Source organism: Maribacter spongiae, from assembly GCF_047345125.1.
In the GTDB taxonomy this organism is placed as follows: domain Bacteria; phylum Bacteroidota; class Bacteroidia; order Flavobacteriales; family Flavobacteriaceae; genus Maribacter.
The window spans coordinates 249,880-271,675 of record NZ_JBLFEQ010000003.1; the positions used below are offsets into that span (position 1 = coordinate 249,880).

Below are 21,796 nucleotides of genomic sequence, written 5' to 3' on the forward strand. Positions count from 1 at the left end.
ATAAGTTGCGATTGTTTTCAAGAAATCTTAACAATTAAATCTGTAATTTTAATACGCAAAAATTAAAGAAATTCGTGTATTTAATTAGTTAGGTCAATATTCACCGCAATATTTCGATTGGTTCCAAGAATTTGTTTCATTTCTGACGGAGGAAGCCATTTTCCACCGAACCCCAACCAAGTGTTTTTTTCTTGATCTATTCTTTCCATTCCAATAGCAGGTTGTAAAATATTCATTTTTGCAACCTTATTAAAGCTTTCATTTTCTTTTAAATCCAATCTATCTATAACGACAAAAAAACCACTTTCAGGAAAAACTATTTTTTCCTTATTTAAGTCAAGGAATATTTCTTTGACTCCATTTTTACACTCCAACACAATATTATCGAACAAACCTTTTTCCGAAGGTTCTCGATTAGTATTTGCTTCAACCAAACGAATTCTAAAAATCACATTTTCTTTTTTTGCGTTGTTCGCAATTAAACTGACCTTATCTATAAAAGGTGTTTTCTCATATTCCGGTTTAAATTCATAATATCTTGCAAGCGAATAATGGCCATTATTATACCAAGGCCTATTTTTTTTGATTTTATTATATGACTCTATGGTAAATTTGAATGAATTCTTCTTGGGGATTATGATTACCTCGTCAAGCTCATTGATTTTAGGTTTCAATGTTATCATATTTTCCTTTTTTTGAGCTAAGAATTCTATTGTCAAATATCCCAGGCTGGAAATGCGTATCGTATCTCCAATTTTCACTTTTTCAATAAAGAACTTTCCGTTTTCTCCAGTTGTTGCTCCCACCATAGTATTTTTCACCCAAACGTTTACATACGGAATTGATTTTCCGTTTTCTTCATCTATAATTGTCCCCCACATTTGAGCAAAAGACCATTTAAATCCAAAAATTATCAAGAACACCATAGTATTTTTTATCCGGATCGGTAACTGATGTCCCATATTGCTATAAAACTCCATTTCCAAATAATCTTTTTCCGAAAAACAAAATCGCTAATGATAATACAAGACAAGGAATGATACAGGTTTCAAGTCCCCTAATTACATCTAAAGCCAAAATCATTATAAGATAGGTCATAAAGCCTGTTCCAAATTTTAGCATCCTTTCAATGCCGCTCATATGAGGGGTTCTGTTCACCATGAATATGGGAATAAAAAAGCTCAAAAGAAACGCACCGAACCTGCTGTTAAAATTTGTACCCGCCGCAACCGTTAGATAGCCAATTATTGTTATCAATATCAAATTTAGAATAATAAGGAACATTCCGTTAACCACTACGGTTCCTATGGTAGTTTTTGCCTCATCACTATTAATATTTAATAATTCTTCGGTATTTATTTGAAGTGCCTTACAAATTAAATCCAATGTTTTCCCTCTCGCCTTATTTTCGTTATTTTCCAAGCGCTGTATCGTTCTTAAATTCACCTGGGACAATTCAGCTAGTTCTTCTTGGGTAAGACCTTTCGCCTTTCTTGATTCACTTATTCTTTTTCCCACCAAATCCATTTATCCATACTTTTAAATTCACTTTAAAAATATATAGTAACAATTATTTAGCAATGGTTATTCCCTGACATTTTTACGACAAATGAAAAGTCAAGGAATGTCATAAATGCATCCCGTCATAAACTCATTTGAAATTGCACTAATATAATATCAAAGTAAGCACACACGAATTTTTATATATTTCCTCTGAGTAAGATTTCTACAACATCTAAAAATTAGGCAGTTGTTAGAATTGTCACTAGAAGTAAATTTCATAATACTGTTCGAGAGAGAATCTAAATTCTAAAACTCAGATATGCAATGCCCTATTATCCGTTGCGGCTAAGGCCGCTTCCTTTACCGCTTCAGCATAGGTAGGATGTGCATGGCTCATACGTGAAATATCTTCTGCAGAAGCACGGAATTCCATTGCAGTGACCGCTTCGGTAATCAAATCGGCACAACGTGCCCCGATCATATGCACCCCTAATACTTCGTCCGTTTCCTGATCTGCCAAAATCTTTACAAAACCATCGATGTCCATACTGGCTCTGGAACGTCCTAAGGCTCGCATTGGAAACTGTCCGGATTTATAGGCTATTCCGGCTTCCTTGAGTTCTTCTTCCGTCTTGCCGACGGCAGCAACCTCGGGCCAGGTATATACCACCCCGGGAATCAAATTATAATCTATATGTGGTTTTTGACCAGCCAACTGTTCGGCGACCAAGGTACCTTCTTCCTCGGCTTTGTGAGCCAACATAGCCCCTTTGATCACATCTCCGATAGCATAGATGTTATCAACGTTCGTTTTTAAACGGGCATCCACCGCCACCCTACCGCGATCATCCAATTCTACCCCGGCAGCCTCCAAGTTAAGGCCATCCGTATAGGGTCTCCTACCCACGGACACCAAACAATAATCACCTTCAAAAACAACCTCTTTCCCTTTTTTGTCATCTGCCTTTACGGTAACAACATTCCCGTTACGTTCCACGGATTTCACCTTATGGGAAAGTGCAAACTTTACTTTTTGCTTTTTAAGTACCTTCGTTAACTCCTTGGAAAGGCCGCCATCCATACCCGGGATAATGCGATCCATATATTCCACTACCGTAACTTCCGCACCCAACCTTTTATATACCTGTCCCAGTTCCAGTCCGATCACCCCACCGCCGATAACGATCATATGTTTGGGAACTTCCTTCAATTTTAGGGCCTCCGTAGAGGTAATGATCCGTTCTTTGTCAATTTTGATAAAAGGTAAGGTAGCCGGTTTGGAACCGGTAGCGATTATCGTATTTTTTGCCTCAATGGTTTCGGCCTTACCGTCATTTTTTTTGATGTCGATATGCGTGGCATCCTTAAAACTTCCCAGACCCTCGTAGACATCGATTTTATTTTTATCCATTAAAAACTGAATGCCCTTTGTGGTCTGGTCCACCACACCCTGTTTGCGGGTGATCATTTTATCCAAATTCAATTTTATGCCCCCCGGAATTTCAATGCCATGTGCTTCAAAATGTTTGATCGCATCTTCATAGTGATGTGAGGAGTCCAATAACGCTTTTGAAGGGATACAACCCACATTTAAGCATGTTCCGCCCAAAGTGGCATATTTTTCAATTATCGCTGTTTTCATTCCCAACTGTGCGCAGCGTATTGCCGCTACATATCCTCCGGGTCCCGAGCCAATAACGGCCACATCATATTGATTCATAAAAATGGATTATCTATATTAAAATTCATCATACAAAAATACGAATGTTTTAAGGGATAACCATATAGAAAATAGGCTTTATCAATCCATTTAACAACTAAATCAAAGGTATTGCCGTGGTGTGCTTTACCTCTTTTATCGTGAACGAACTCTGCGTGTTGCCAATATGTTGTAAGGCTGTTAATTTGGTTACCATAAAATTTCTGTACGCTTCCATATCACTTACATGGATCTTGAGCAAATAATCATAATCCCCACTCAAATGATAACACTCCACAACTTCTTCCAACTTTAGTACCTCCCTTTCAAATTGTCGAATGTTTTCCTTGGTATGCTGTATCAATTTAATATGGCAGAAAACGGTAAAGTTTTTATTGACCTCGTGTTTAGCTACCAAAGCCACATAATTTTTAATTATTCCCGACCGCTCCAAACGCTTGATCCGTTCATAAACCGCAGTATTGGAAAGACCCAATGAATTGGCATACGCCTTGGTGGTTTTCTTACAGTCTGTCTGTAATAGGTTCAAAAGTCGAATATCCAGGGTATCTAATTTCATAATGATGTTTTTTCGTTGAAAACGGTTGAAATATTTATATTTTAGATAAAATATCTATAAATATATTATTATTAGAATAATATTCCATAATTGTCATTATATGTTGATAAAAAAACATATAAAATTTAATTTTATCGATAAAACAATTAGACATGTCTGGGAAAGCTGCGAACGATTTACAGGATTTACAATACTTTGGGGAATACGGTGGGGTAAACCCTTCGATATCCGATTCTTCTACCTATACCTTTTTATCCGCAAAAACGATGTTCGATACTTTTGAGGGCAACACAGAAGGGTGTTATCTGTACAGCCGGCACTCCTCACCGTCCAATCTCTACTTAGGAGAAGCATTGGCCGCACTGGAGGGGACGGAAACGGCCAATGTTACCGCAAGCGGTATGGGTGCCATAACCGCGGTCATCATGCAGTTATGTGATGCAAACGACCACATCATCAGTAGCCGCACCATCTATGGGGGTACCTATGCATTCATAAAGAACTTTTTGAAAAAATTTCATATTACAGCTTCTTTCTTAAACATCACGGACATTGATGTAGTGGCCAAGGCCATTACACCCAAAACCAAAATGATCTATTGTGAAAGTATGAGCAATCCGTTATTGGAAGTGGCAGATATTGCCGCTTTGTCCAAAATTGCCAAAGAAAATAATATTCCATTGGTAGTAGACAATACCTTTTCGCCTTTATCCATTTCTCCGGCAAAATTGGGAGCGGATGTAATCATTCATAGTTTGACCAAATTCATTAATGGTACGAGCGATTGTGTGGCGGGGGCCATATGCGGTACGACCGATTTTTGCCTAAGCCTTAAAGACGTGAACCATGGAGCGGGAATGCTATTAGGCAGTACACTGGACAGTATGCGTGCCGCTTCTATCTTAAAAAATATGCGCACGTTGCATATCCGCATGAAAAAACATAGTGAAAATGCCATGTTCCTGGCCCGTAGCTTTGAAAAAGACGGTCTACGTACAGTATATCCGGGCCTTTCCTCCCATTCCGGACATTTGATCATGAAGGGGCAAATGAATCCAGAATATGGTTATGGCGGGTTATTAACGATGGATGTGGGATCTCTTGAAAATGCGAATGCCTTAATGGAACTCATGCAAGATCGGAAACTGGGGTATTTGGCCGTAAGTCTTGGTTTTTACAAAACCCTCTTTAGTGCACCGGGTACTTCCACATCTTCCGAAATCCCATTGGATGAACAACTGCAAATGGGATTGGGAGAAGGACTCATCCGTTTTTCCATAGGCTTGGACGAAGATATTGAAAGAACATATAGATCCATTAAAAAATGTATGACGGACCTCCATATCCTCAATCCCCAAAAAGCAGCGATCTGATCATATACGTTCCTAGGTGTTTGCACATCCATTGCATAAATTGTAATATTACCGGATAACCAAATAGAGATGTAATGGGCGAGCAAAATTCGAACAAGCACAGACAGGATGAAAACATTGTTGAAAACAGGGAACTGAGTATATGGGAAGCATTGATTCCGATCATTGCCCTGGTAGGTATGCTTGCCTACAACGTATATGTTTTTGGTGATGATGCGTTGAGCGGTTCAAATCAGTTCGTTTTATTATTGGGGGGTGCCGTTGCCGCCATTGTGGGTTTTTTAAATAAAGTGTCGTACAAACAGATGATCGCCGAAGTGGCGGAAAACGTTAAATCCACCACCGGAGCTTTATTGATCTTATTAATGGTCGGGGCTCTGGCGGGCACCTGGCTCATAAGCGGTGTCATTCCCGCCATGATCTATTATGGGCTTCAAATTTTGAACCCGACCATATTTTTAGCGGCCTGTGTTATTATCTGCGCCATAATCTCCATTGCCACGGGAAGTAGTTGGACTACTGCAGCAACGGTAGGTATTGCACTGATAGGAATTGGGGATGCTTTGGGCATATCATTGGGGATGACCGCCGGAGCGGTTCTTTCCGGTGCCTATTTCGGGGATAAGCTCTCCCCTTTGAGCGATACCACCAATTTGGCCCCTGCTATGGCCGGAGGAGAACTTTTTAGCCATATCAAATACATGCTTTGGACTACCGTACCCACTATTTCGGTAACGCTTTTGGTCTTTATTATCATCGGGTTGAATATAGAAACGAACGGGGAAGCCGATGTTGATAGTATTTTGAATTCCATTGATGCCGCTTTCCATATTAATGGTTGGTTGTTCATAGTCCCTATCGTCGTGGTCGTATTGATCGTAAAAAAGACACCACCATTGGCGGCCCTGTTGATCGGTACGTTATTGGGAGGGCTTTTTGCCTTGATCTTTCAACCGGAAGTAGTGGCAGGCATTACCAACGCTAAAGAATTGAGTTTTGAATCCGGTTATAAAGGTATTTTAAAGGCAATTACGGTCAATACCGCAATACCAACGGATAATGCGGTATTGAATGATCTGTTTTCCGCAAAGGGAATGGCAGGAATGTTAGGTACCATCTGGTTAATCTTGTGTGCCATGGTATTTGGCGGTATCATGGACGGTATAGGGGCTCTGGCCCGAATCACCAAATCCCTGTTGACCATGGCCAAATCTACCTTTAGTCTATTTGCGAGTACAGTGGGCAGTTGCTTGGCACTTAACGTTACGGCTTCGGATCAGTATCTGGCGATTGTGGTACCGGGAAAAATGTTCAGCAAAGCCTATGAGGACAAAGGTTTGGCCCCAGAAAATTTAAGCCGCACATTGGAGGATTCGGGTACGGTTACATCTGTCTTAGTGCCATGGAACACCTGTGGAGCTTATCACAGTGGTGTTTTGGGCGTGGGCGTGGGCGAGTATTTTGTATATGCCATCTTCAATTGGCTAAGCCCTATCATGACTTTGATCTTTGCTGGCCTGGGCATCAAAATAAAGCAATTGTCCAAAAGGGTTTCCAGCTAAATTACTTTCGGTTTTTTTGTCAATGCACTGATATTCCTACTGATATTTAAATTCATTATAACTCAATCGATTTTTCTAATCAATAGACTTTCAAAAGCTCTAAATCTATACTAATTTTGCCGGCATAAAAATTATAAAAACACAAATCAAATGGCTTTTGTAGGCAAAAAATTTCCAAACCTTTCCGTAAATGCAATGAATGACCTAGGTGACACTTTTAAAATCAACATTTTAGAAGAAGCCCAGAAGAACAATAAAAAAATAGTACTGTTCTGGTACCCAAAAGATTTCACTTTTGTCTGTCCAACGGAATTACGTGCCTTTCAGGCCGCCCTACCGGAATTTGAAAAAAGAAACACCCTGGTTATCGGTGCTTCTTGCGATACTGCCGAAGTACATTTTGCCTGGTTGAATACGGAAAAAGACAATGGGGGTATAGAGGGCGTTACCTATCCACTTTTGGCGGATAGCAACAGAAACCTGGCTTCTATTCTTGGAATCCTGGACATCACAAATGAAACATATGATGAAGAAACGGGCGTTGTTACCGTAGAAGGAGACAATGTTACATACCGTGCAACCTATTTAATAGATGAGGAAGGCACCATTTTTCATGAAGGTATAAACCACATGCCCTTGGGAAGAAACGTGAATGAATACCTACGCTTAATAGACGCCTATACCCATGTACAGGAAAAAGGCGAAGTATGCCCTGCCAACTGGGAAGAAGGTAAGGAAGCCATGACCGCGGATAGAAAAGGAGTTGCGGAATATCTGGCGGCGCATTCTAACTAATTAAACAAAAAAGAAGATGATCCTAGAGCTGGAAAAAGATAATTTGCACGAAATTATAGCGGCCAATGATAACGTTGTCGTTCAATATTCCGCAGGTTGGTGCGGTAACTGCCGTATTATGAAACCAAAGTTTAAAAAGGAGGCCACTACCAATGAAAACATAACTTTTGTAATTGCGGATGCGGAAAAATTTCCTGAATCCAGAAAACTGGCCACTGTGGATAACTTACCGACATTTGCTGCATTTGCCGGTGGGAAATTTAAAAATCAAGTGCAAACGAATAAGTATAACGTTCTAAAAGATCTGATTGGTGAAGTTACCGGTAATTAAACATCTTACGAATTTTATCGAAAAGAATGACGAGGATTTTCTGGTAGAAACCATAGAAACCCTGGAAGACCTGACCGAGGTTCCTTCTTTAAAAGACGAGGAACTGGATGTTATCGGGGAATTGATCTCCAATATGTACGGCGCATTGGAGGTTCATAAATCCGTAAAATCGGGCATACCAAAAAAAGAGGCCCTAAATCAATTTATGGGGAGGGTCATGGGGTCCATAGATTCTTAGACATCTTTTTAATTCCAAAAGAAGGCCATTCCTTACAGGGTGGCCTTTTTATTTTAGGAATCCCTTACTATTGGGCGTATTATTTTTTAATTTCACAACTTAAATTTAAAATCTTAGACCATGGCGATCGTAACCTTAAAAGGCAATACCATAAATACTTTGGGCGAACTCCCGGCAATAGGGAGCAAAGCACCGGAATTTAAATTGACCAAAAATGATTTATCTTCCGTCAATTTTTCGGATTATCTAGGAACCAAGGTGGTATTAAATATTTTTCCCAGTGTGGATACGGGTACCTGTGCTCAATCTGTTCGTCAATTTAACGAAGAAGCTGCGGAACTGGACAATACCATGATCCTTTGTATTTCAAAAGACCTGCCTTTTGCCCAAGCCCGTTTTTGTGGTGCCGAAGGCATTGAAAACGTAGAAATGCTTTCTGATTTTAGGGATGGCAGTTTTGGAAAGGCCTATCAGGTAGAGTTTACGGATGGGCCACTCAAATCACTACTTTCCCGCTCCGTGGTAGTAATTGATGAAAATGGGACGGTACGCCATACGGAACAGGTTTCCGAAACTGTAGACGAACCTAATTATAAGGCCGCTTTGGAGGCTTTAATGACATCCTAAACATTCTTTTTCATGTCCAAAGAATCGTTTCTGGTCAATCGGCTCAAAAGTGTAGGTTTTGCCATGCGCGGTGCATTGCTGCTGATACGAACCGAGGCCAGTATTAAAATCCAGGTTTTCATCACCATAATAATGACCGCTGTCGGATGCTATTTTGAAATTTCCAATACCGAATGGATATTACAAATCCTGGCCATTGCCATGGTTTTAGGAATCGAAGGTTTGAATACGGCCATAGAAAAATTATCCGACTACGTTCAGCCGGAGTTTGACCCCAAAATAGGTTTTATTAAGGATATTTCCGCAGGAGCGGTCATGCTGGTATCCATTGCGGCGAGCATTATAGGATGTATTATTTATATTCCCAAACTTTTTTAAATACCGTATCCCGTTCGCTTAGGTCGTAAATTTGTAATTTAGCCCGCAGAACTAAAGATTTCATGGCAAAAAAGGCAACCAAAAAAAAGCCGAAACCCGTAAAAAAAGGTATTCCGTTTAAACTGTCCAAACAGAACAAAATTATACTGGGCAGTCTTTTGATGCTTTTTAGTATAGCGTTGTTTTTCTCTTTTGTTTCTTTCTATTTTACCTGGCAGGACGATCAAAGTTTATTAACGGAATTTAGGGACAGAAATGCCGAAGCCAAGAATCTATTAAATAAATTCGGGGCCAGTGTAAGTCATTTTTTTGTGTACAAAGGTTTTGGACTCGCTTCCTTGATTTTTCCTTTTTTACTATGCCTAACGGGCATTTACATGTTTTTGGGGCTTGGTAAAAAGGGATTGCTCAAAAAATGGATATGGGGCCTCTTATTTGTAATATGGATATCCATAACATTTGGTTTCTTTGCAATAGACAGTCCTCTTTTAGGCGGTTTGGTCGGTTATGAAATGAACGACTTTCTACAGGATTACACGGGTAAAATAGGTGTACTCCTGCTTTTGGTATTTGGTTTGATCTTTATTATGGTCCGCCTTTTCCATATTACCCCAGAAGGAATCGGTCTATTTTTCAAATCGAAAAAAGCTGCCCTGGCATCCGAGTTTAAGTCAAAAAAGGAAAAATCGGTAGAAAATACACTTATTCTGGCATCGGAAGATGAAACACCCGTAGTCATCGATACCTATACCCATAAAAAAGATATTCCTCCTTTAGAGAAGGATATTATAAAAGACGAGTTTGAAGTTACCCTTCCAAAACAGGAGGAGCCTGAAGAACAATTGGCCATGGAGGTATCGGAAATGGTTGAGGAAACGGAAGAAATAGATGTACTTGCAAACAAACTGGTAGATGATTTTGGAGAATTCGATCCCACATTGGAGTTGGGCAATTATAAGTTCCCTACCATTGATTTATTGGACCAACATGGTGTTACGGGCGGTATCACCATCAACCAAGAGGAACTGGGGGAAAATAAGGACAGAATAGTCGAGACCCTTAAAAATTATAAGATCGGTATCGCACAGATAAAAGCGACCATAGGGCCAACGGTCACCTTATATGAAATTGTCCCGGAAGCCGGTATCCGTATCTCCAAAATAAAAAATCTAGAAGATGATATTGCACTCTCTCTGGCCGCCTTAGGAATCAGGATCATTGCCCCCATTCCAGGAAAAGGAACCATAGGTATAGAAGTGCCGAATAAAAATCCCTCTATCGTCTCCATGCGTTCCGTCATTGCCTCGGGCAAGTTCCAAAAAGCGGAAATGGAACTGCCCATTGCATTTGGAAAAACCATCAGCAACGAGACCTTTGTAGTAGATTTGGCCAAAATGCCCCATCTTTTGATGGCAGGGGCCACGGGACAAGGTAAATCGGTTGGGCTAAACGCAGTGTTAACTTCCTTACTTTACAAAAAACATCCTGCAGAGGTCAAGTTCATTTTGGTGGATCCTAAAAAAGTAGAGCTCACACTGTACAATAAGATCGAAAGACATTATCTGGCCAAATTACCAGATTCCGAAGAAGCGATCATTACGGATAACACCAAGGTTATCAACACCTTGAATTCACTCTGTATAGAAATGGACAATAGGTATGAACTGTTGAAATTGGCCATGGTCCGTAACCTAAAGGAATATAATACAAAATTCAAGGCCCGTAAATTAAATCCGAATGACGGCCATAAATTTCTACCTTATATTGTTTTGGTGATCGATGAATTTGCCGATTTGATCATGACGGCGGGCAAAGAGGTAGAAACGCCCATTGCCAGATTGGCACAATTGGCAAGGGCGATCGGAATTCATTTGATCGTTGCCACGCAACGGCCTTCCGTAAATGTAATTACGGGAATCATAAAGGCAAATTTCCCGGCACGTATCGCTTTTAGGGTGACCTCCAAAATAGACTCCAGAACCATTTTGGATACCCAAGGTGCCGATCAGCTGATCGGTCGTGGTGATATGTTATATACGCAAGGTAATGATGTTACCAGAATTCAATGTGCCTTTGTGGATACGCCCGAAGTAGCGAAAATTACGGAATATATCGGTAGTCAGCGTGCATACCCAGAGGCACATGAACTGCCCGAATATGTGGGAGAAGATTCTGGCACAAGTCTTGATTATGATATCTCGGAGCGGGACAAAATGTTCAGGGAAGCCGCAGAAGTGATCATTATAGCACAACAAGGCTCGGCCTCATTGATTCAACGTAAATTAAAATTAGGATATAATCGTGCAGGGCGTATTATTGATCAACTGGAAGCTGCCGGAATAGTGGGTCCTTTTGAAGGAAGTAAAGCAAGGCAGGTATTGATTCCGGATATGATCGCTTTAGAACAATTTTTTGATAACGAAAAGAACTAAACTAATATGAAAAGGTTTTTATTAATCTTACTAAGTGTCATTTCAACAAATGCAACTATGGCACAAAATTCCCAAAAAGCAAAGGCGTTATTGGATGAAGTTTATACAAAGGTGAAAAGCTATGATAACATTTTTGTGGATTTTAGGTTCGACCTCAAAAATACGGAAGCGGGAATTAATCAAGAAACCAGAGGGGATGTAACCTTGGCGGGGAATAAGTACCTTTTTAACTATTTGGGGTCCAAACAATTATTTGACGGTACTAAAGTATATACTATTGTTCCTGAAAATGAAGAGGTTACTATTGAAAATCAATCTGAAGATGATAATGCCATGACCCCATCCAAGATGCTCACCTTTTATCAAGAAGGGCATAATTACGCCTGGGACATTCTTCAGAATGTACAGGGAAGAAAAATACAGTATGTAAAATTGATACCCATCGATTCCAACACCGAGATAAAATCAAGATTATTGGGTATCGATGTGGGTACAAAACACATCTACCGGCTTATAGAGACCGGCAAGAACGGTACGACCACTACGATTACTGTTAATTCTTTTAAAACAAATCAGCCTTTATCAAAAACCTTATTTACTTTTGACGAGACCAAGTATAAGGAAGACGGGTACTACATCATTAGAAATTAGGATATTTGAGAATTCTAGATCGATATATATTATCCAGGTTCGTTTTTAATTTTTTCAGTTCGTTCGTCATATTGATGTTCATCTTCATATTTCAGACGATTTGGCTTTTTATTGACGATTTGGCCGGAAAAGGATTGGATATTATTATTATTGGTAAATTCCTTTTTTACCTCATGCCGGACCTGACGGAAAAAGTACTTCCGTTGACCGTGCTGCTTTCGTCCATCCTGACCTTTGGAACTTTTGCCGAAAGTTATGAATTTGCCGCCATGAAAGCCTCCGGTATTTCCCTGCAACGATCCATGCTGAGCCTTATTATTTTTGTAACGATCCTTGGTTGTGTAACTTTCTTTTTTGCCAATAATGTGATTCCCCTTTCCCAGCGGAAAATATACAATCTCAGAAAAAATATCGCTAAGGTAAAACCTGCGGCAGCGGTTACCGAAGGTATTTTTAGCGATTTTGAAGCTGCTGACATGAATATTAAGGTCGATCAAAAATATGGTGATAACGATCGGTTTCTTAAAAATGTAATTATTCATGAAAAATCCAAGACCAATGTAAACACTACGGTCATAAAGGCCAAATCGGGAGAATTGATCAGCAGTGAGGATTCGGATATTCTACAATTGGTGTTGACCGATGGATATTATCATAAGGATGCAGCTTCCAGAAACAGCAAGAACAAGCTCAAATACCCTTTTGTACTGGCTCATTTTGACACCTATACCATGAACATTGACCTCTCCGAGCTCAATAACGTTGATATGGAAGAAGAACGGGATATTAGCACGGCCAAGATGAAGAATATTACCAGGTTGTCCAAGGATATCGATTCCATCCGGAACGATAATTTTAGAATCGTACGGGCCTTTTCAAAAAACATAAGGGGTAGAATGGGGATGTTCGTTCCTATACAATTAAAAGATACGGCAACGGCAAAAAACAAGGAGAAGATTAAAAAAGATACCGCCCTGACCGCCCAAATTACCAAGAACCTGGCAAATAAGGAAAAGCGGGATTCCCTTAAAAAAAATATACTTCATATTTTCCCCGAATGGCAAAGAATACAGATTATGAGTTCCGCCAACAATACCGTTACAGGTATTTTAGCATCTGTACAGGGAAAAGAGGAGGAAATGCAGAAGCGTTATAAGAATTACAACATGCATATTTTGTCCCTTCATAATAAATATGCACTGGCATTTTCCTGTATTATCCTGTTTTTTGTGGGCGCTCCATTAGGTGCCATTATACGAAAAGGAGGGTTAGGACTTCCCATGGTCATTGCCATAATTCTTTTTCTGATCTATTATTTTATCGGTGTCTTTGCAGGGAATTATGCCAAAGAAAATAATATCCACCCTATGTTGGGCGCATGGATGTCCACACTGATCATGCTTCCTTTAGGTATCTTTTTGACCAAAAGGGCTACCGAAGATAAAGGAATGGTGAATTTTGGTATAGTAACGGACTTTTTTAAAAATTTGATCAAGAAAAGGAATAAAGCGAATGACAATTGATATGCCCAAACCAATACCATTAAATACCATTGAGGAAGCCATTGCGGATATCCGTGCCGGAAAGGTCATTATTGTGGTCGATGATGAGAATAGGGAAAATGAAGGTGATTTTTTGGCCGCGGCCGAACTGGCCACTCCAGAGACGGTAAATTTCATGGCTACACACGGCAAAGGGCTTATTTGTGCACCTCTGACCGAAGGTCGCTGTAAGGAATTAGGGCTGCATATGATGGTAAATAACAATACGGACCCCATGGAGACTGCTTTTACGGTATCCGTAGATTTAAGGGGCAATGGTGTTACCACGGGTATATCCGCTACGGATAGGGCAAAAACGGTCCGTGCGTTGACCGAAAATGATACTAAACCCCATGATTTGGCAAGACCGGGCCATATCTTCCCCCTCGTGGCCAAGGAAGGCGGCGTACTAAGACGTACAGGGCATACGGAGGCCGCCATTGATTTTGCACGATTGGCCGGGCTTAGACCGGCGGGCGTTATTGTTGAGATTATGAACGATGATGGTAGTATGGCCAGATTGCCCCAACTTTTTGATGTTGCGCAAAAATTTGATCTGAAAATTGTTTCCATAGAAGACCTGGTAGCTTATAGAATGGAACACGATAGCCTGATAGAAAAAGAAAATGATTTTGAGATTACCACACGTTTCGGGGATTTCAGGTTACGGGCCTACAAGCAAACCACCAATAACCATGTTCATATTGCCTTGACCAAAGGCTCCTGGAAAAAAGAGGAGGAAATTCTCACTAGGATCAACTCTACCCTTATCAATAACGATATTTTGGGAACTTTGACCAATAATCCCGATCAAAAATTGGAAGACATGTTTACCGCCGTTAACAATGAAGGAAAGGGTGCCATTGTTTTTATCAATCAAAATGCGGAGTCGTTAAACCTCATTTCCAGATTGGCCGAACTAAGGGAATTGCAAAAGAAAGGGGTTTATAAAGCCCCTAAAATAGAAATGGATTCCCGCGATTTTGGTATTGGGGCCCAAATTCTACACGATATAGGCATAACCAAAATCAGATTGCTTACGAATAGCGCACAGACCAAGAGGGTAGGTATCGTGGGCTACGGGTTGGAAATTGTAGCCAATGTTTCTTACTGACCCCTATTTTAAACCGCTTAGGATTACTTCGGTCATTTTTAGGGCCCTTTCTTCAACCTGGGTTTTGGTCCAACCGATCTTGATCAAACAGGATATGGTCCTGCCCATCCATTTATCGGACTCGGAAAAATCGGCCTTAGTATAATCCAATAATCGATGATGAACTTCCTCGGGTAATTTTCCCAATGATTTTAAATGGGTAAGATGTTCCCATTTTCGGTAATAATGCCAGTTATTGTCATACCAATAAAAACATCCATCTATTCCGGCCGCCCCTAGGGCTTCGTGTATTTTTTTAGTGCATTCTTTGTTCGGCAGGAAAAAACTTAAGAAAGCATAGTTTTCGACCCCTCCTTCGGGTACCTTTCTAAATGTTATTCCTTCAACTTGTTTCAAATGGTCTTGAAGTATCGTGTAATATTCTTTCTGAATTTTCAAGAAATCGTCCAAACGCTTTATTTGGGCACATCCCACCGCGGCATTTAATTCTGAAATACGATAATTATACCCTAAAAAAGGGTGTGACTCCGCTCCCCTATCCTTACCTATATGGTCATGCCCGTGATCTGAATAATGGTCGGCATGTAGATGATATTCTTTATTGTTGGTAATAATGGCTCCACCTTCCCCACAGGTAATGGTCTTGACATAATCAAAAGAAAAGCATCCTAAATCACCATAGCTCCCCAATGGTTTCCCGTCATAACTTCCGCCTATGGCCTGGCAGGCGTCTTCCAAAAGAAGAAGGTCATATTGTTCACAAATCTGTTTTAAAGCCCCTAAATCCGCCATGGAACCACACATATGAACAGGCATGATTACTTTTGTCCTATCGGTTATGGCTTTTTTAACCGCTGATGGGGACAATGTTAACGTATCATCAATATCAACCAAAACCGGAATCGCCCCAATGGCCAAAATAGATTCAAAGCTGGCCACAAAGGTGAATGTGGGCATAATGACTTCATCTCCCGCCCCTACTCCGGCACTTACCAAAGCTACGGTAAGGGCCGCAGTACCACTGCTGAGCAATTGAGCGTATTTTGCCTGCATTCTATCCGCCAAAGCCGTTTCCAGTTCCCTGGCTTTCCAATGGCCGTTACGCATACCGTCAAAACCATAACGCATCAATACACCGGAATCCAAAACATCTTGAACCTGTTCTTTTTCCTGTTCTCCAAATAATTCAAATCCGGGCATAAAATCAATTTATATTATACATACATCATCACATAAAAAACCAGAGCCTGATGGCCATGGCCACAACTACGATCATCAAGAAGATCTTAATAAATCCATCTCCTTTTTTAACGGAAAACCGACTTGCGATCCATGCTCCCGTTCCATTACCGATGGCTAAAATAAATCCTATCTTCCAATTTACCTTGTCATTTAATGCAAACACCACCAATGCGGAAAGCATGTATATTAAAACTACGACAACTTTGGTCACATTAGCTCTTAACAGGGTCATCTGGTTAACATAATGCAAAAACAACATCATTAAAAAACCCAATCCGGCATTGATGAAACCGCCATAAATACCAAAAAGGAAAAAGACGATAATTGCAGACCACAAATACTTTCCCGTTAATCTTTCATGAGCGTAAACCGTATTCATTTTTGGCCCAAAAACAATGATCAATACCACGATTATCATCACAATGGCCAGTACACGATTAAAAACGGCCCCAGAAATATCCACTGCAATATAAGCCCCAATAATAGAGCCTAATAAAGAGGCAATGCCCAAATAGGCATTAAACGGAAATGTAGAAACCCCTTTACTCTTAAATCCCGCAGTGGCCATAGTCGTCTGAATGATAATGGCAACCCTATTGGTACCATTGGCAACGCTAGGGGGCAATCCTAAAAAAATAAGTACGGGAAGTGATAAAAGTGACCCTCCCCCTGCCAATGTATTGATAAAACCTACCGCAAAACCTACCGCTATTAGCAAAGGGTAATGGTACCATTCTTCCATGGGACAAAAATACAAGAGAAATTACAATGGAGCGGCCATTGTCTAAAATTTGTTATTGATAAACCTTGTGTAATAGTAATGCTCTTAACATTGAACAAAAAAAGACGAATCTTCCGATCCGCCTATTCTTTATTTATATCCTATGGGATAGTTTCTTGTATCCTTTATATTATTATATTTTAAACCAATCTTTGGTTTTTTGAATTATTTCGTCATCCCCTCCCTTTAAATACTCAAATTCATTGCTTTGGGGGTTATACTTATATTCATTCCGCCATTCGGAAGCATTTTGAACTACGGCTTTAATAGCATCACAAATAAATACCACTTCTGCATTTGTAGTTGTGGGGTGCAACGATAGGCGTACCCAACCTGGTTTTATGGTCAGGTCCTGCTTGGCAATACCTTTGGTAATATCTTTGGAAGAATTTTGATCTAAATCGAACAAATGATGCCCATAGGTACTGGCACAAGACCATCCGCCCCTTACCTGGATACCGAACCGGTCGTTCAACAGCCTAACGATCAGATTGTAATGGATGTCCTCGACACCGAAGGATACGCATCCAATCCGCTTCTCATCATTATTTCCCAAAATGTACAGCCCCGGGATCTGCTCTAATCGCTGAAAACACAATGCCAACAGTTCTTCCTCACGTTCTGCTATTTTGTCCTCGTTCATCTTCTCCTTCAACCGGATGGCCAATGCCGTGCGCATGACCTGTAAAAATCCAGGTGTTCCCCCATCTTCTTTGGTCTCTATATCTTCATGATATTCATATTCCCCCCAAGGATTCGTCCATTTTACGTTTCCACCTCCTGGAACATCCGGACAATCGGCATTGTACATTTCTTTATTGAACACCAATACACCGCATGTTCCCGGGCCTCCAAGGAACTTATGGGGCGAAAAAAGAACGGCATCCAATCGTTCGTCCTCATCCTCCGGGTGCATATCTATCTTTACATAGGGCGCCGAGGCCGCAAAATCCATGATGCAATATCCCCCATGCGTGTGCATAATCTTGGCCAGCTCATGGTACGGGGTAATGATACCCGTTACATTGGAACAGGCAGTGAACGCGCCTATTTTTAAAGGTCTCTCCTTATATTTTTCTAGCGCTTTCTCCAAGGTCCGTGGATGTACAAGTTTATGTTCGTCACATGATAGGATAACTACATCGGCAACGGTCTCCATCCACGGCACCTGGTTGGAATGATGTTCCATATGGGTAATGAAGACCACTGGTTTTTCCCGTTCTGGCATTTCCGCTTTGGCTTTGACGGCATCTGGAAAGCGCAGGCCCATGATACGCTGTAAACGCGATAGTACTCCCGTCATGCCCGTGCCGGCAGTAACCAAAATGTCATCGTCACCGGCATTGACATGTTTTTTGATGATTTCCCTTGCATGCCTGTATGCATAGGTCGAGGCCTTGCCCGTCTCACTGGAAAAGGAATGTGTATTGGCTACCATGGGGCCTATGACATCGGTCATGGTGTCCTCTATGGGACCGTACAAACGGCCACTCGCGATCCAGTCTGCATACAATAGTTTCTTTTCTCCGTAAACGGAATTAAAAGTTGTAGTACTTCCAATGATATGCTTCCTAAACTCTTGAAAGTGTGATTCCAAGCTGTCTTTTTTTGAAGTAGTCAACTCTTCTTCCCTTTGCTTTATCTTGTATAAATCCATTAATTCTTTTTAAAAAGAGAATCATCTTGGAAAATAAGCCTTGATGTTCTTTTACAAAAATCAATTATTAATTATGAAATCTGTTCGAAGTACTCCGAGGTACTGTACTCATTGAATTCAATATAATGAACGGTACAGGTTTACTCGATAATCGAGATTTAAATGCTCTGAGGCTTGCTTCGAAACTTTGAACCTTGTTTTCTTGCGAATGCCTTGTGGGCCTGCCCCAAGGTAGTTTACTTAACCTACCAGCCCGATACCTCTCATAGAAATCAATACATAGTTTATATTAAATCGTCCAACAGTGCCTTTAATTTCGGGTCGGAAGGTCTTGGGGCATCTGCGTTGACAATGTTTCCTTCTGGATCTATTAATATAAATCTGGGAATACCGGAAATCTTATAGGCAGCGGCAAATGTTTCATCTTCCTTGGCATACAATTGGATTCCGGACAACTCTTTTTCGGCTACCATACCTCTCCAGGTATCATACGCCTTTTGCCGATCTATCGAAATACTCACAAAGGATATATTCTTACCATGGTATGCTTTTTCCACTTCTTTTAGAAATGGTATTTCCGCTTTGCAAGGACCGCACCAGGTAGCCCACATATCTATATAAACATAGGTACCCTTTAAATCGTCCAAAGAAGTCGTACCGCCCGCATAATTTTCGTAATCCGTAAATTTTGGAGATGTTTTGCCCTTGCCTAAAACTGTTTTTAAGTATTGTTTTTCCTGGTATTTATTATTTAGATATTTTTTTAATCCATCAATACTTTCATGTTCTTTGGCAATAAAGCTCGAGTCCAATTTTTTTGTATTGGTCAAAACGTTGGACAACTCGCCTATAGTGTTCTCTATTTTAATGTCGAAATCTTTTTTATCCAAATCAAAAAGCCCCGAATCAGCAAATATTTTTTCTTGTAATAATGCTGTTTGCACCAGATAGTTATTGGTTTCAGCTCCTTTACCTTCATAGGTAATGGTCTCATCAAATTCTTTGGTGTCCAAAAACAGTTTTAAATCATATCCGTTTTTCAAATATATGCTTGTGCGTTCATTACCGTGGAACAAAGCATATTTTCCTTGCTCTATTTTTAGAGTATCGCTAAAGGAACCGTCTTCTTTTAGTTGAAAATTTTTAATGATACCTGCTCTATTCACTAATGTCAAGGAGTCGGATTTCTTGTTTGTAATGACACCGGACAGGGATACATAATCTTTTACAATCTCTTTTTTACAAGCGGAAACGATGATTAATATAAGTCCAAATAATATTGCTGTTTTTTTCATTGTATTTTGTTATTTATTCTTAAAATTTTCCAATCCGTTCGTCAACCAATTGTGATATTCATCTACGTTCGGGGTATAGGCAACGGGATCGATCAAATTTTCTTCGTTATGATCCATCAATACATAAAATGGCTGTGTATTGGCCTTATATTTTATGGTCTGTAATTCACTCCACTTCTGACCTATATATTTTAGCTTCTTTCCCGGTTTCAGTCTTGAATCTACAACTTCATCGGCCTCTAGTTTACGTTTATCATCAACATATAAAGAGATCAACACGACCTTATTTTTTAGGATATCAAGCACTTTGGGCTTTGGCCAGACATTCTGTTCCATCTTCCTGCAATTGACACAGGCCCATCCTGTAAAATCGATCATTACCGGTTTTCCTATCTCTTTTGCATAGGCCAGTCCTTTATCATAATCATTAAATGCTAAAATATCATGGGGCGCCAATAAATGGGCACCATCCGGCAAATCCCCATGGGCATTAGCGGATACTGTACCGCCACTCCCTATTTTTGTATAGCCGACCCCATAGGGCGATTCGCTATAATCTAAAGGCGGTGGAAAAGCACTGATCAGGTTTAAAGGTGCCCCCCAAAGTCCGGGAATCAGATAAATGGTAAATGAAAGCACCAAAAGCCCCAGGGACAATCTGCCCACGGAGATATAACTTAGGGGGGAATCATGGGGCAATTGAATTTTACCAAAAAGGTATAGCGCCAAAGCACCGAATATGGCTATCCATATTGCGATGAACACTTCACGTTCCAGAAAATGCAACTGCAATACCAAATCGGCCTGTGATAAGAATTTGAAGGCCAAGGCCAGTTCTAAAAACCCAAGGACAACTTTTACGGTATTCAACCATCCCCCAGATTTTGGCAGGGAATTCATCCAACCCGGAAAAGCGGCAAACAGGCCAAAGGGCAATGCAATGGCCAAGGAAAAACCAAACATACCAATGATGGGTGCAAGCCCTCCTTTAGAGGCAGCTTCCACCAACAAGGTTCCAACAATAGGGCCTGTACAGGAAAAGGACACAATGGCCAGGGCCAGGGCCATAAAAAAGATACCGATCAAACCGGTCTTATTCGATTGTGCATCCACTTTATTGGCCCAAGAACTGGGTAGGGTAATCTCAAAGGCTCCTAAAAAGGACACTGCAAATACTACCAATAATAAAAAGAATATCAAGTTGAACCATACGTTGGTCGCCAAGGCATTTAAAGAATCTGCTCCAAAAATGGCGGTAACGGCAGTACCTAACAATACGTAAATAACAATAATACATATACCGTAAAATATGGCATTTCTAATGCCTACCGCTTTGTTTTGACTCTGTTTGGTAAAGAAACTTACCGTAAGCGGAATCATGGGAAACACGCAGGGTGTCAACAAAGCTGCAAAGCCCGATAGAAAGGCAATGATAAAGATCCCCCATAAACCGCGATTAGAAGATGAACTATTTTGTCCTTCGTCAGATATTGCATCAGTTGTATTCGCAGCAGCATCTTTACCAGAACCTGGTAGTTCAAAAATTAAATCAAATTCCGTCGGAGGGGTACATTGCGAATCATTACATGACATAAACTCAACTATAGCATTGATAGTGGTAACGTCATCTGACAATATTTCTATTTTTTGCTCAAATACAGCAGATTTATCAAAATATTTAATGCGCATCTCAAAGACCGGATCATCTTCGGTATGACCTTCCTCTTCAGATGTATTGCCAATAATTTTGATAGCTCCACCGGCATCGTCATAAATGAACGAGGTAGGAATTGGCCCATCTTCAGGAACATCCTGTGAATACAAATGCCACCCTTGATCGATGGTCGCCTTGGAAATCAGTTTGTATTCTGTTTCTGATAGTTTTTCAACAGAGGTTGTCCACTTAACAGGTTCAAGTATTTGTGAAAAACCGGTAGTAACAGCACCTATTAAGACTAGTAATAAAACTATTATTCTTTTCATTTTAGACAGTAATT

Annotated in this window: 20 protein-coding genes; 11 read left to right on the forward strand and 9 right to left on the reverse strand. The window is 40.4% G+C overall.

Features of this window, described 5'->3' with window-relative positions:
• Nucleotides 1-80 precede the first annotated feature (80 nt).
• The 4 genes from ACKWB9_RS05930 to ACKWB9_RS05945 form a co-directional block, all read right to left on the reverse strand.
• Nucleotides 81-917: a carboxypeptidase-like regulatory domain-containing protein gene (locus ACKWB9_RS05930; protein ID WP_414002080.1), complete on the reverse strand. Its 837-nt coding sequence runs from the start codon at nt 915-917 to the stop codon at nt 81-83.
• 49 nt (nt 918-966) lie between these two features.
• Nucleotides 967-1,527: a helix-turn-helix domain-containing protein gene (locus ACKWB9_RS05935; protein ID WP_414002081.1), complete on the reverse strand. Its 561-nt coding sequence runs from the start codon at nt 1,525-1,527 to the stop codon at nt 967-969.
• 289 nt (nt 1,528-1,816) lie between these two features.
• Entirely contained in the window at nt 1,817-3,223 is a 1,407-nt protein-coding gene (gene lpdA / locus ACKWB9_RS05940; protein ID WP_414002082.1) for a dihydrolipoyl dehydrogenase, read from the reverse strand.
• A 97-nt stretch (nt 3,224-3,320) separates the two neighbouring features.
• On the reverse strand, nt 3,321-3,782 hold the full coding sequence (locus tag ACKWB9_RS05945; RefSeq protein ID WP_414002083.1) for an Lrp/AsnC family transcriptional regulator: 462 nt from the start codon (nt 3,780-3,782) through the stop codon (nt 3,321-3,323).
• 152 nt (nt 3,783-3,934) lie between these two features.
• Here ACKWB9_RS05945 and ACKWB9_RS05950 point away from each other — a divergent pair, with 152 nt between their 5' ends.
• From ACKWB9_RS05950 to ribB, 11 genes are all read left to right on the forward strand, one after another.
• Nucleotides 3,935-5,155, forward strand: a complete 1,221-nt coding sequence (locus ACKWB9_RS05950; RefSeq protein WP_414002084.1) for an aminotransferase class I/II-fold pyridoxal phosphate-dependent enzyme — start codon at nt 3,935-3,937, stop codon at nt 5,153-5,155.
• Between the two features lie 74 nt (nt 5,156-5,229).
• The gene (gene nhaC, locus ACKWB9_RS05955; RefSeq protein WP_414002085.1) at nt 5,230-6,717 is read left to right on the forward strand and encodes a Na+/H+ antiporter NhaC; all 1,488 of its coding nucleotides are present in this window, start codon (nt 5,230-5,232) and stop codon (nt 6,715-6,717) included.
• A 150-nt stretch (nt 6,718-6,867) separates the two neighbouring features.
• On the forward strand, nt 6,868-7,512 hold the full coding sequence (locus tag ACKWB9_RS05960) for a peroxiredoxin (protein WP_414002086.1): 645 nt from the start codon (nt 6,868-6,870) through the stop codon (nt 7,510-7,512).
• Between the two features lie 16 nt (nt 7,513-7,528).
• Complete coding sequence (locus ACKWB9_RS05965; RefSeq protein ID WP_414002087.1) at nt 7,529-7,843, forward strand: thioredoxin family protein; 315 nt, start codon at nt 7,529-7,531, stop codon at nt 7,841-7,843.
• Nucleotides 7,824-8,081, forward strand: coding sequence for a DUF6952 family protein (locus ACKWB9_RS05970; RefSeq protein WP_414002088.1), 258 nt, complete (start codon nt 7,824-7,826; stop codon nt 8,079-8,081). Before ACKWB9_RS05965 ends, ACKWB9_RS05970 begins: the two co-directional genes overlap by 20 nt.
• Before the next feature lie 120 nt (nt 8,082-8,201).
• Nucleotides 8,202-8,708 carry a thiol peroxidase gene (tpx, locus tag ACKWB9_RS05975; protein ID WP_414002089.1) on the forward strand — a complete coding sequence of 169 codons (507 nt, stop codon included), beginning with the start codon at nt 8,202-8,204 and terminating at the stop codon, nt 8,706-8,708.
• Between the two features lie 12 nt (nt 8,709-8,720).
• A complete protein-coding gene (locus tag ACKWB9_RS05980) occupies nt 8,721-9,086 on the forward strand; it encodes a diacylglycerol kinase (protein WP_414002090.1) in 366 nt (121 codons plus the stop codon).
• A gap of 62 nt (nt 9,087-9,148) precedes the next feature.
• Nucleotides 9,149-11,518: an FtsK/SpoIIIE family DNA translocase gene (locus ACKWB9_RS05985; protein WP_414002091.1), complete on the forward strand. Its 2,370-nt coding sequence runs from the start codon at nt 9,149-9,151 to the stop codon at nt 11,516-11,518.
• 6 nt (nt 11,519-11,524) lie between these two features.
• Entirely contained in the window at nt 11,525-12,169 is a 645-nt protein-coding gene (locus tag ACKWB9_RS05990; RefSeq protein ID WP_414002092.1) for an outer membrane lipoprotein periplasmic chaperone LolA1, read from the forward strand.
• A 5-nt stretch (nt 12,170-12,174) separates the two neighbouring features.
• Nucleotides 12,175-13,692: an LptF/LptG family permease gene (locus tag ACKWB9_RS05995; RefSeq protein WP_414002093.1), complete on the forward strand. Its 1,518-nt coding sequence runs from the start codon at nt 12,175-12,177 to the stop codon at nt 13,690-13,692.
• A gap of 1 nt (nt 13,693) precedes the next feature.
• Nucleotides 13,694-14,824 carry a 3,4-dihydroxy-2-butanone-4-phosphate synthase gene (gene ribB / locus ACKWB9_RS06000; RefSeq protein ID WP_414002094.1) on the forward strand — a complete coding sequence of 377 codons (1,131 nt, stop codon included), beginning with the start codon at nt 13,694-13,696 and terminating at the stop codon, nt 14,822-14,824.
• A 3-nt stretch (nt 14,825-14,827) separates the two neighbouring features.
• On the opposite strand, the gene ACKWB9_RS06005 is transcribed toward ribB, so the two are convergent.
• From ACKWB9_RS06005 to ACKWB9_RS06025, 5 genes are all read right to left on the reverse strand, one after another.
• Nucleotides 14,828-16,024 (reverse strand): DegT/DnrJ/EryC1/StrS family aminotransferase, encoded by a 1,197-nt coding sequence (locus tag ACKWB9_RS06005; RefSeq protein WP_414002095.1) that lies wholly within the window; start codon nt 16,022-16,024, stop codon nt 14,828-14,830.
• 28 nt (nt 16,025-16,052) lie between these two features.
• Nucleotides 16,053-16,808, reverse strand: coding sequence for a sulfite exporter TauE/SafE family protein (locus ACKWB9_RS06010; protein ID WP_414002096.1), 756 nt, complete (start codon nt 16,806-16,808; stop codon nt 16,053-16,055).
• A gap of 172 nt (nt 16,809-16,980) precedes the next feature.
• Complete coding sequence (locus ACKWB9_RS06015; protein WP_414002097.1) at nt 16,981-18,504, reverse strand: aminotransferase class V-fold PLP-dependent enzyme; 1,524 nt, start codon at nt 18,502-18,504, stop codon at nt 16,981-16,983.
• 284 nt (nt 18,505-18,788) lie between these two features.
• Nucleotides 18,789-19,799, reverse strand: coding sequence for a TlpA family protein disulfide reductase (locus ACKWB9_RS06020; protein ID WP_414002098.1), 1,011 nt, complete (start codon nt 19,797-19,799; stop codon nt 18,789-18,791).
• 9 nt (nt 19,800-19,808) lie between these two features.
• Nucleotides 19,809-21,782 carry a cytochrome c biogenesis protein CcdA gene (locus tag ACKWB9_RS06025; RefSeq protein WP_414002099.1) on the reverse strand — a complete coding sequence of 658 codons (1,974 nt, stop codon included), beginning with the start codon at nt 21,780-21,782 and terminating at the stop codon, nt 19,809-19,811.
• Between the last annotated feature and the right edge of the window lie 14 nt (nt 21,783-21,796).

Excerpts from the sequence above, each read along its gene's own strand:
- ACKWB9_RS05945 (WP_414002083.1), bottom strand. The coding sequence starts at position 3,782 with ATGAAATTAGATACCCTGGATATTCGACTTTTGAACCTATTACAGACA.
- ribB (WP_414002094.1), top strand. The coding sequence starts at position 13,694 with ATGCCCAAACCAATACCATTAAATACCATTGAGGAAGCCATTGCGGAT.
- ACKWB9_RS05965 (WP_414002087.1), top strand. The coding sequence starts at position 7,529 with ATGATCCTAGAGCTGGAAAAAGATAATTTGCACGAAATTATAGCGGCC.
- ACKWB9_RS06025 (WP_414002099.1), bottom strand. The coding sequence starts at position 21,782 with ATGAAAAGAATAATAGTTTTATTACTAGTCTTAATAGGTGCTGTTACT.
- ACKWB9_RS06020 (WP_414002098.1), bottom strand. The coding sequence starts at position 19,799 with ATGAAAAAAACAGCAATATTATTTGGACTTATATTAATCATCGTTTCC.
- ACKWB9_RS05980 (WP_414002090.1), top strand. The coding sequence starts at position 8,721 with ATGTCCAAAGAATCGTTTCTGGTCAATCGGCTCAAAAGTGTAGGTTTT.
- nhaC (WP_414002085.1), top strand. The coding sequence starts at position 5,230 with ATGGGCGAGCAAAATTCGAACAAGCACAGACAGGATGAAAACATTGTT.
- ACKWB9_RS06005 (WP_414002095.1), bottom strand. The coding sequence starts at position 16,024 with ATGCCCGGATTTGAATTATTTGGAGAACAGGAAAAAGAACAGGTTCAA.
- ACKWB9_RS05960 (WP_414002086.1), top strand. The coding sequence starts at position 6,868 with ATGGCTTTTGTAGGCAAAAAATTTCCAAACCTTTCCGTAAATGCAATG.
- ACKWB9_RS05935 (WP_414002081.1), bottom strand. The coding sequence starts at position 1,527 with ATGGATTTGGTGGGAAAAAGAATAAGTGAATCAAGAAAGGCGAAAGGT.
- tpx (WP_414002089.1), top strand. The coding sequence starts at position 8,202 with ATGGCGATCGTAACCTTAAAAGGCAATACCATAAATACTTTGGGCGAA.
- ACKWB9_RS05990 (WP_414002092.1), top strand. The coding sequence starts at position 11,525 with ATGAAAAGGTTTTTATTAATCTTACTAAGTGTCATTTCAACAAATGCA.
- ACKWB9_RS06010 (WP_414002096.1), bottom strand. The coding sequence starts at position 16,808 with ATGGAAGAATGGTACCATTACCCTTTGCTAATAGCGGTAGGTTTTGCG.
- ACKWB9_RS06015 (WP_414002097.1), bottom strand. The coding sequence starts at position 18,504 with ATGGATTTATACAAGATAAAGCAAAGGGAAGAAGAGTTGACTACTTCA.
- lpdA (WP_414002082.1), bottom strand. The coding sequence starts at position 3,223 with ATGAATCAATATGATGTGGCCGTTATTGGCTCGGGACCCGGAGGATAT.
- ACKWB9_RS05985 (WP_414002091.1), top strand. The coding sequence starts at position 9,149 with ATGGCAAAAAAGGCAACCAAAAAAAAGCCGAAACCCGTAAAAAAAGGT.
- ACKWB9_RS05950 (WP_414002084.1), top strand. The coding sequence starts at position 3,935 with ATGTCTGGGAAAGCTGCGAACGATTTACAGGATTTACAATACTTTGGG.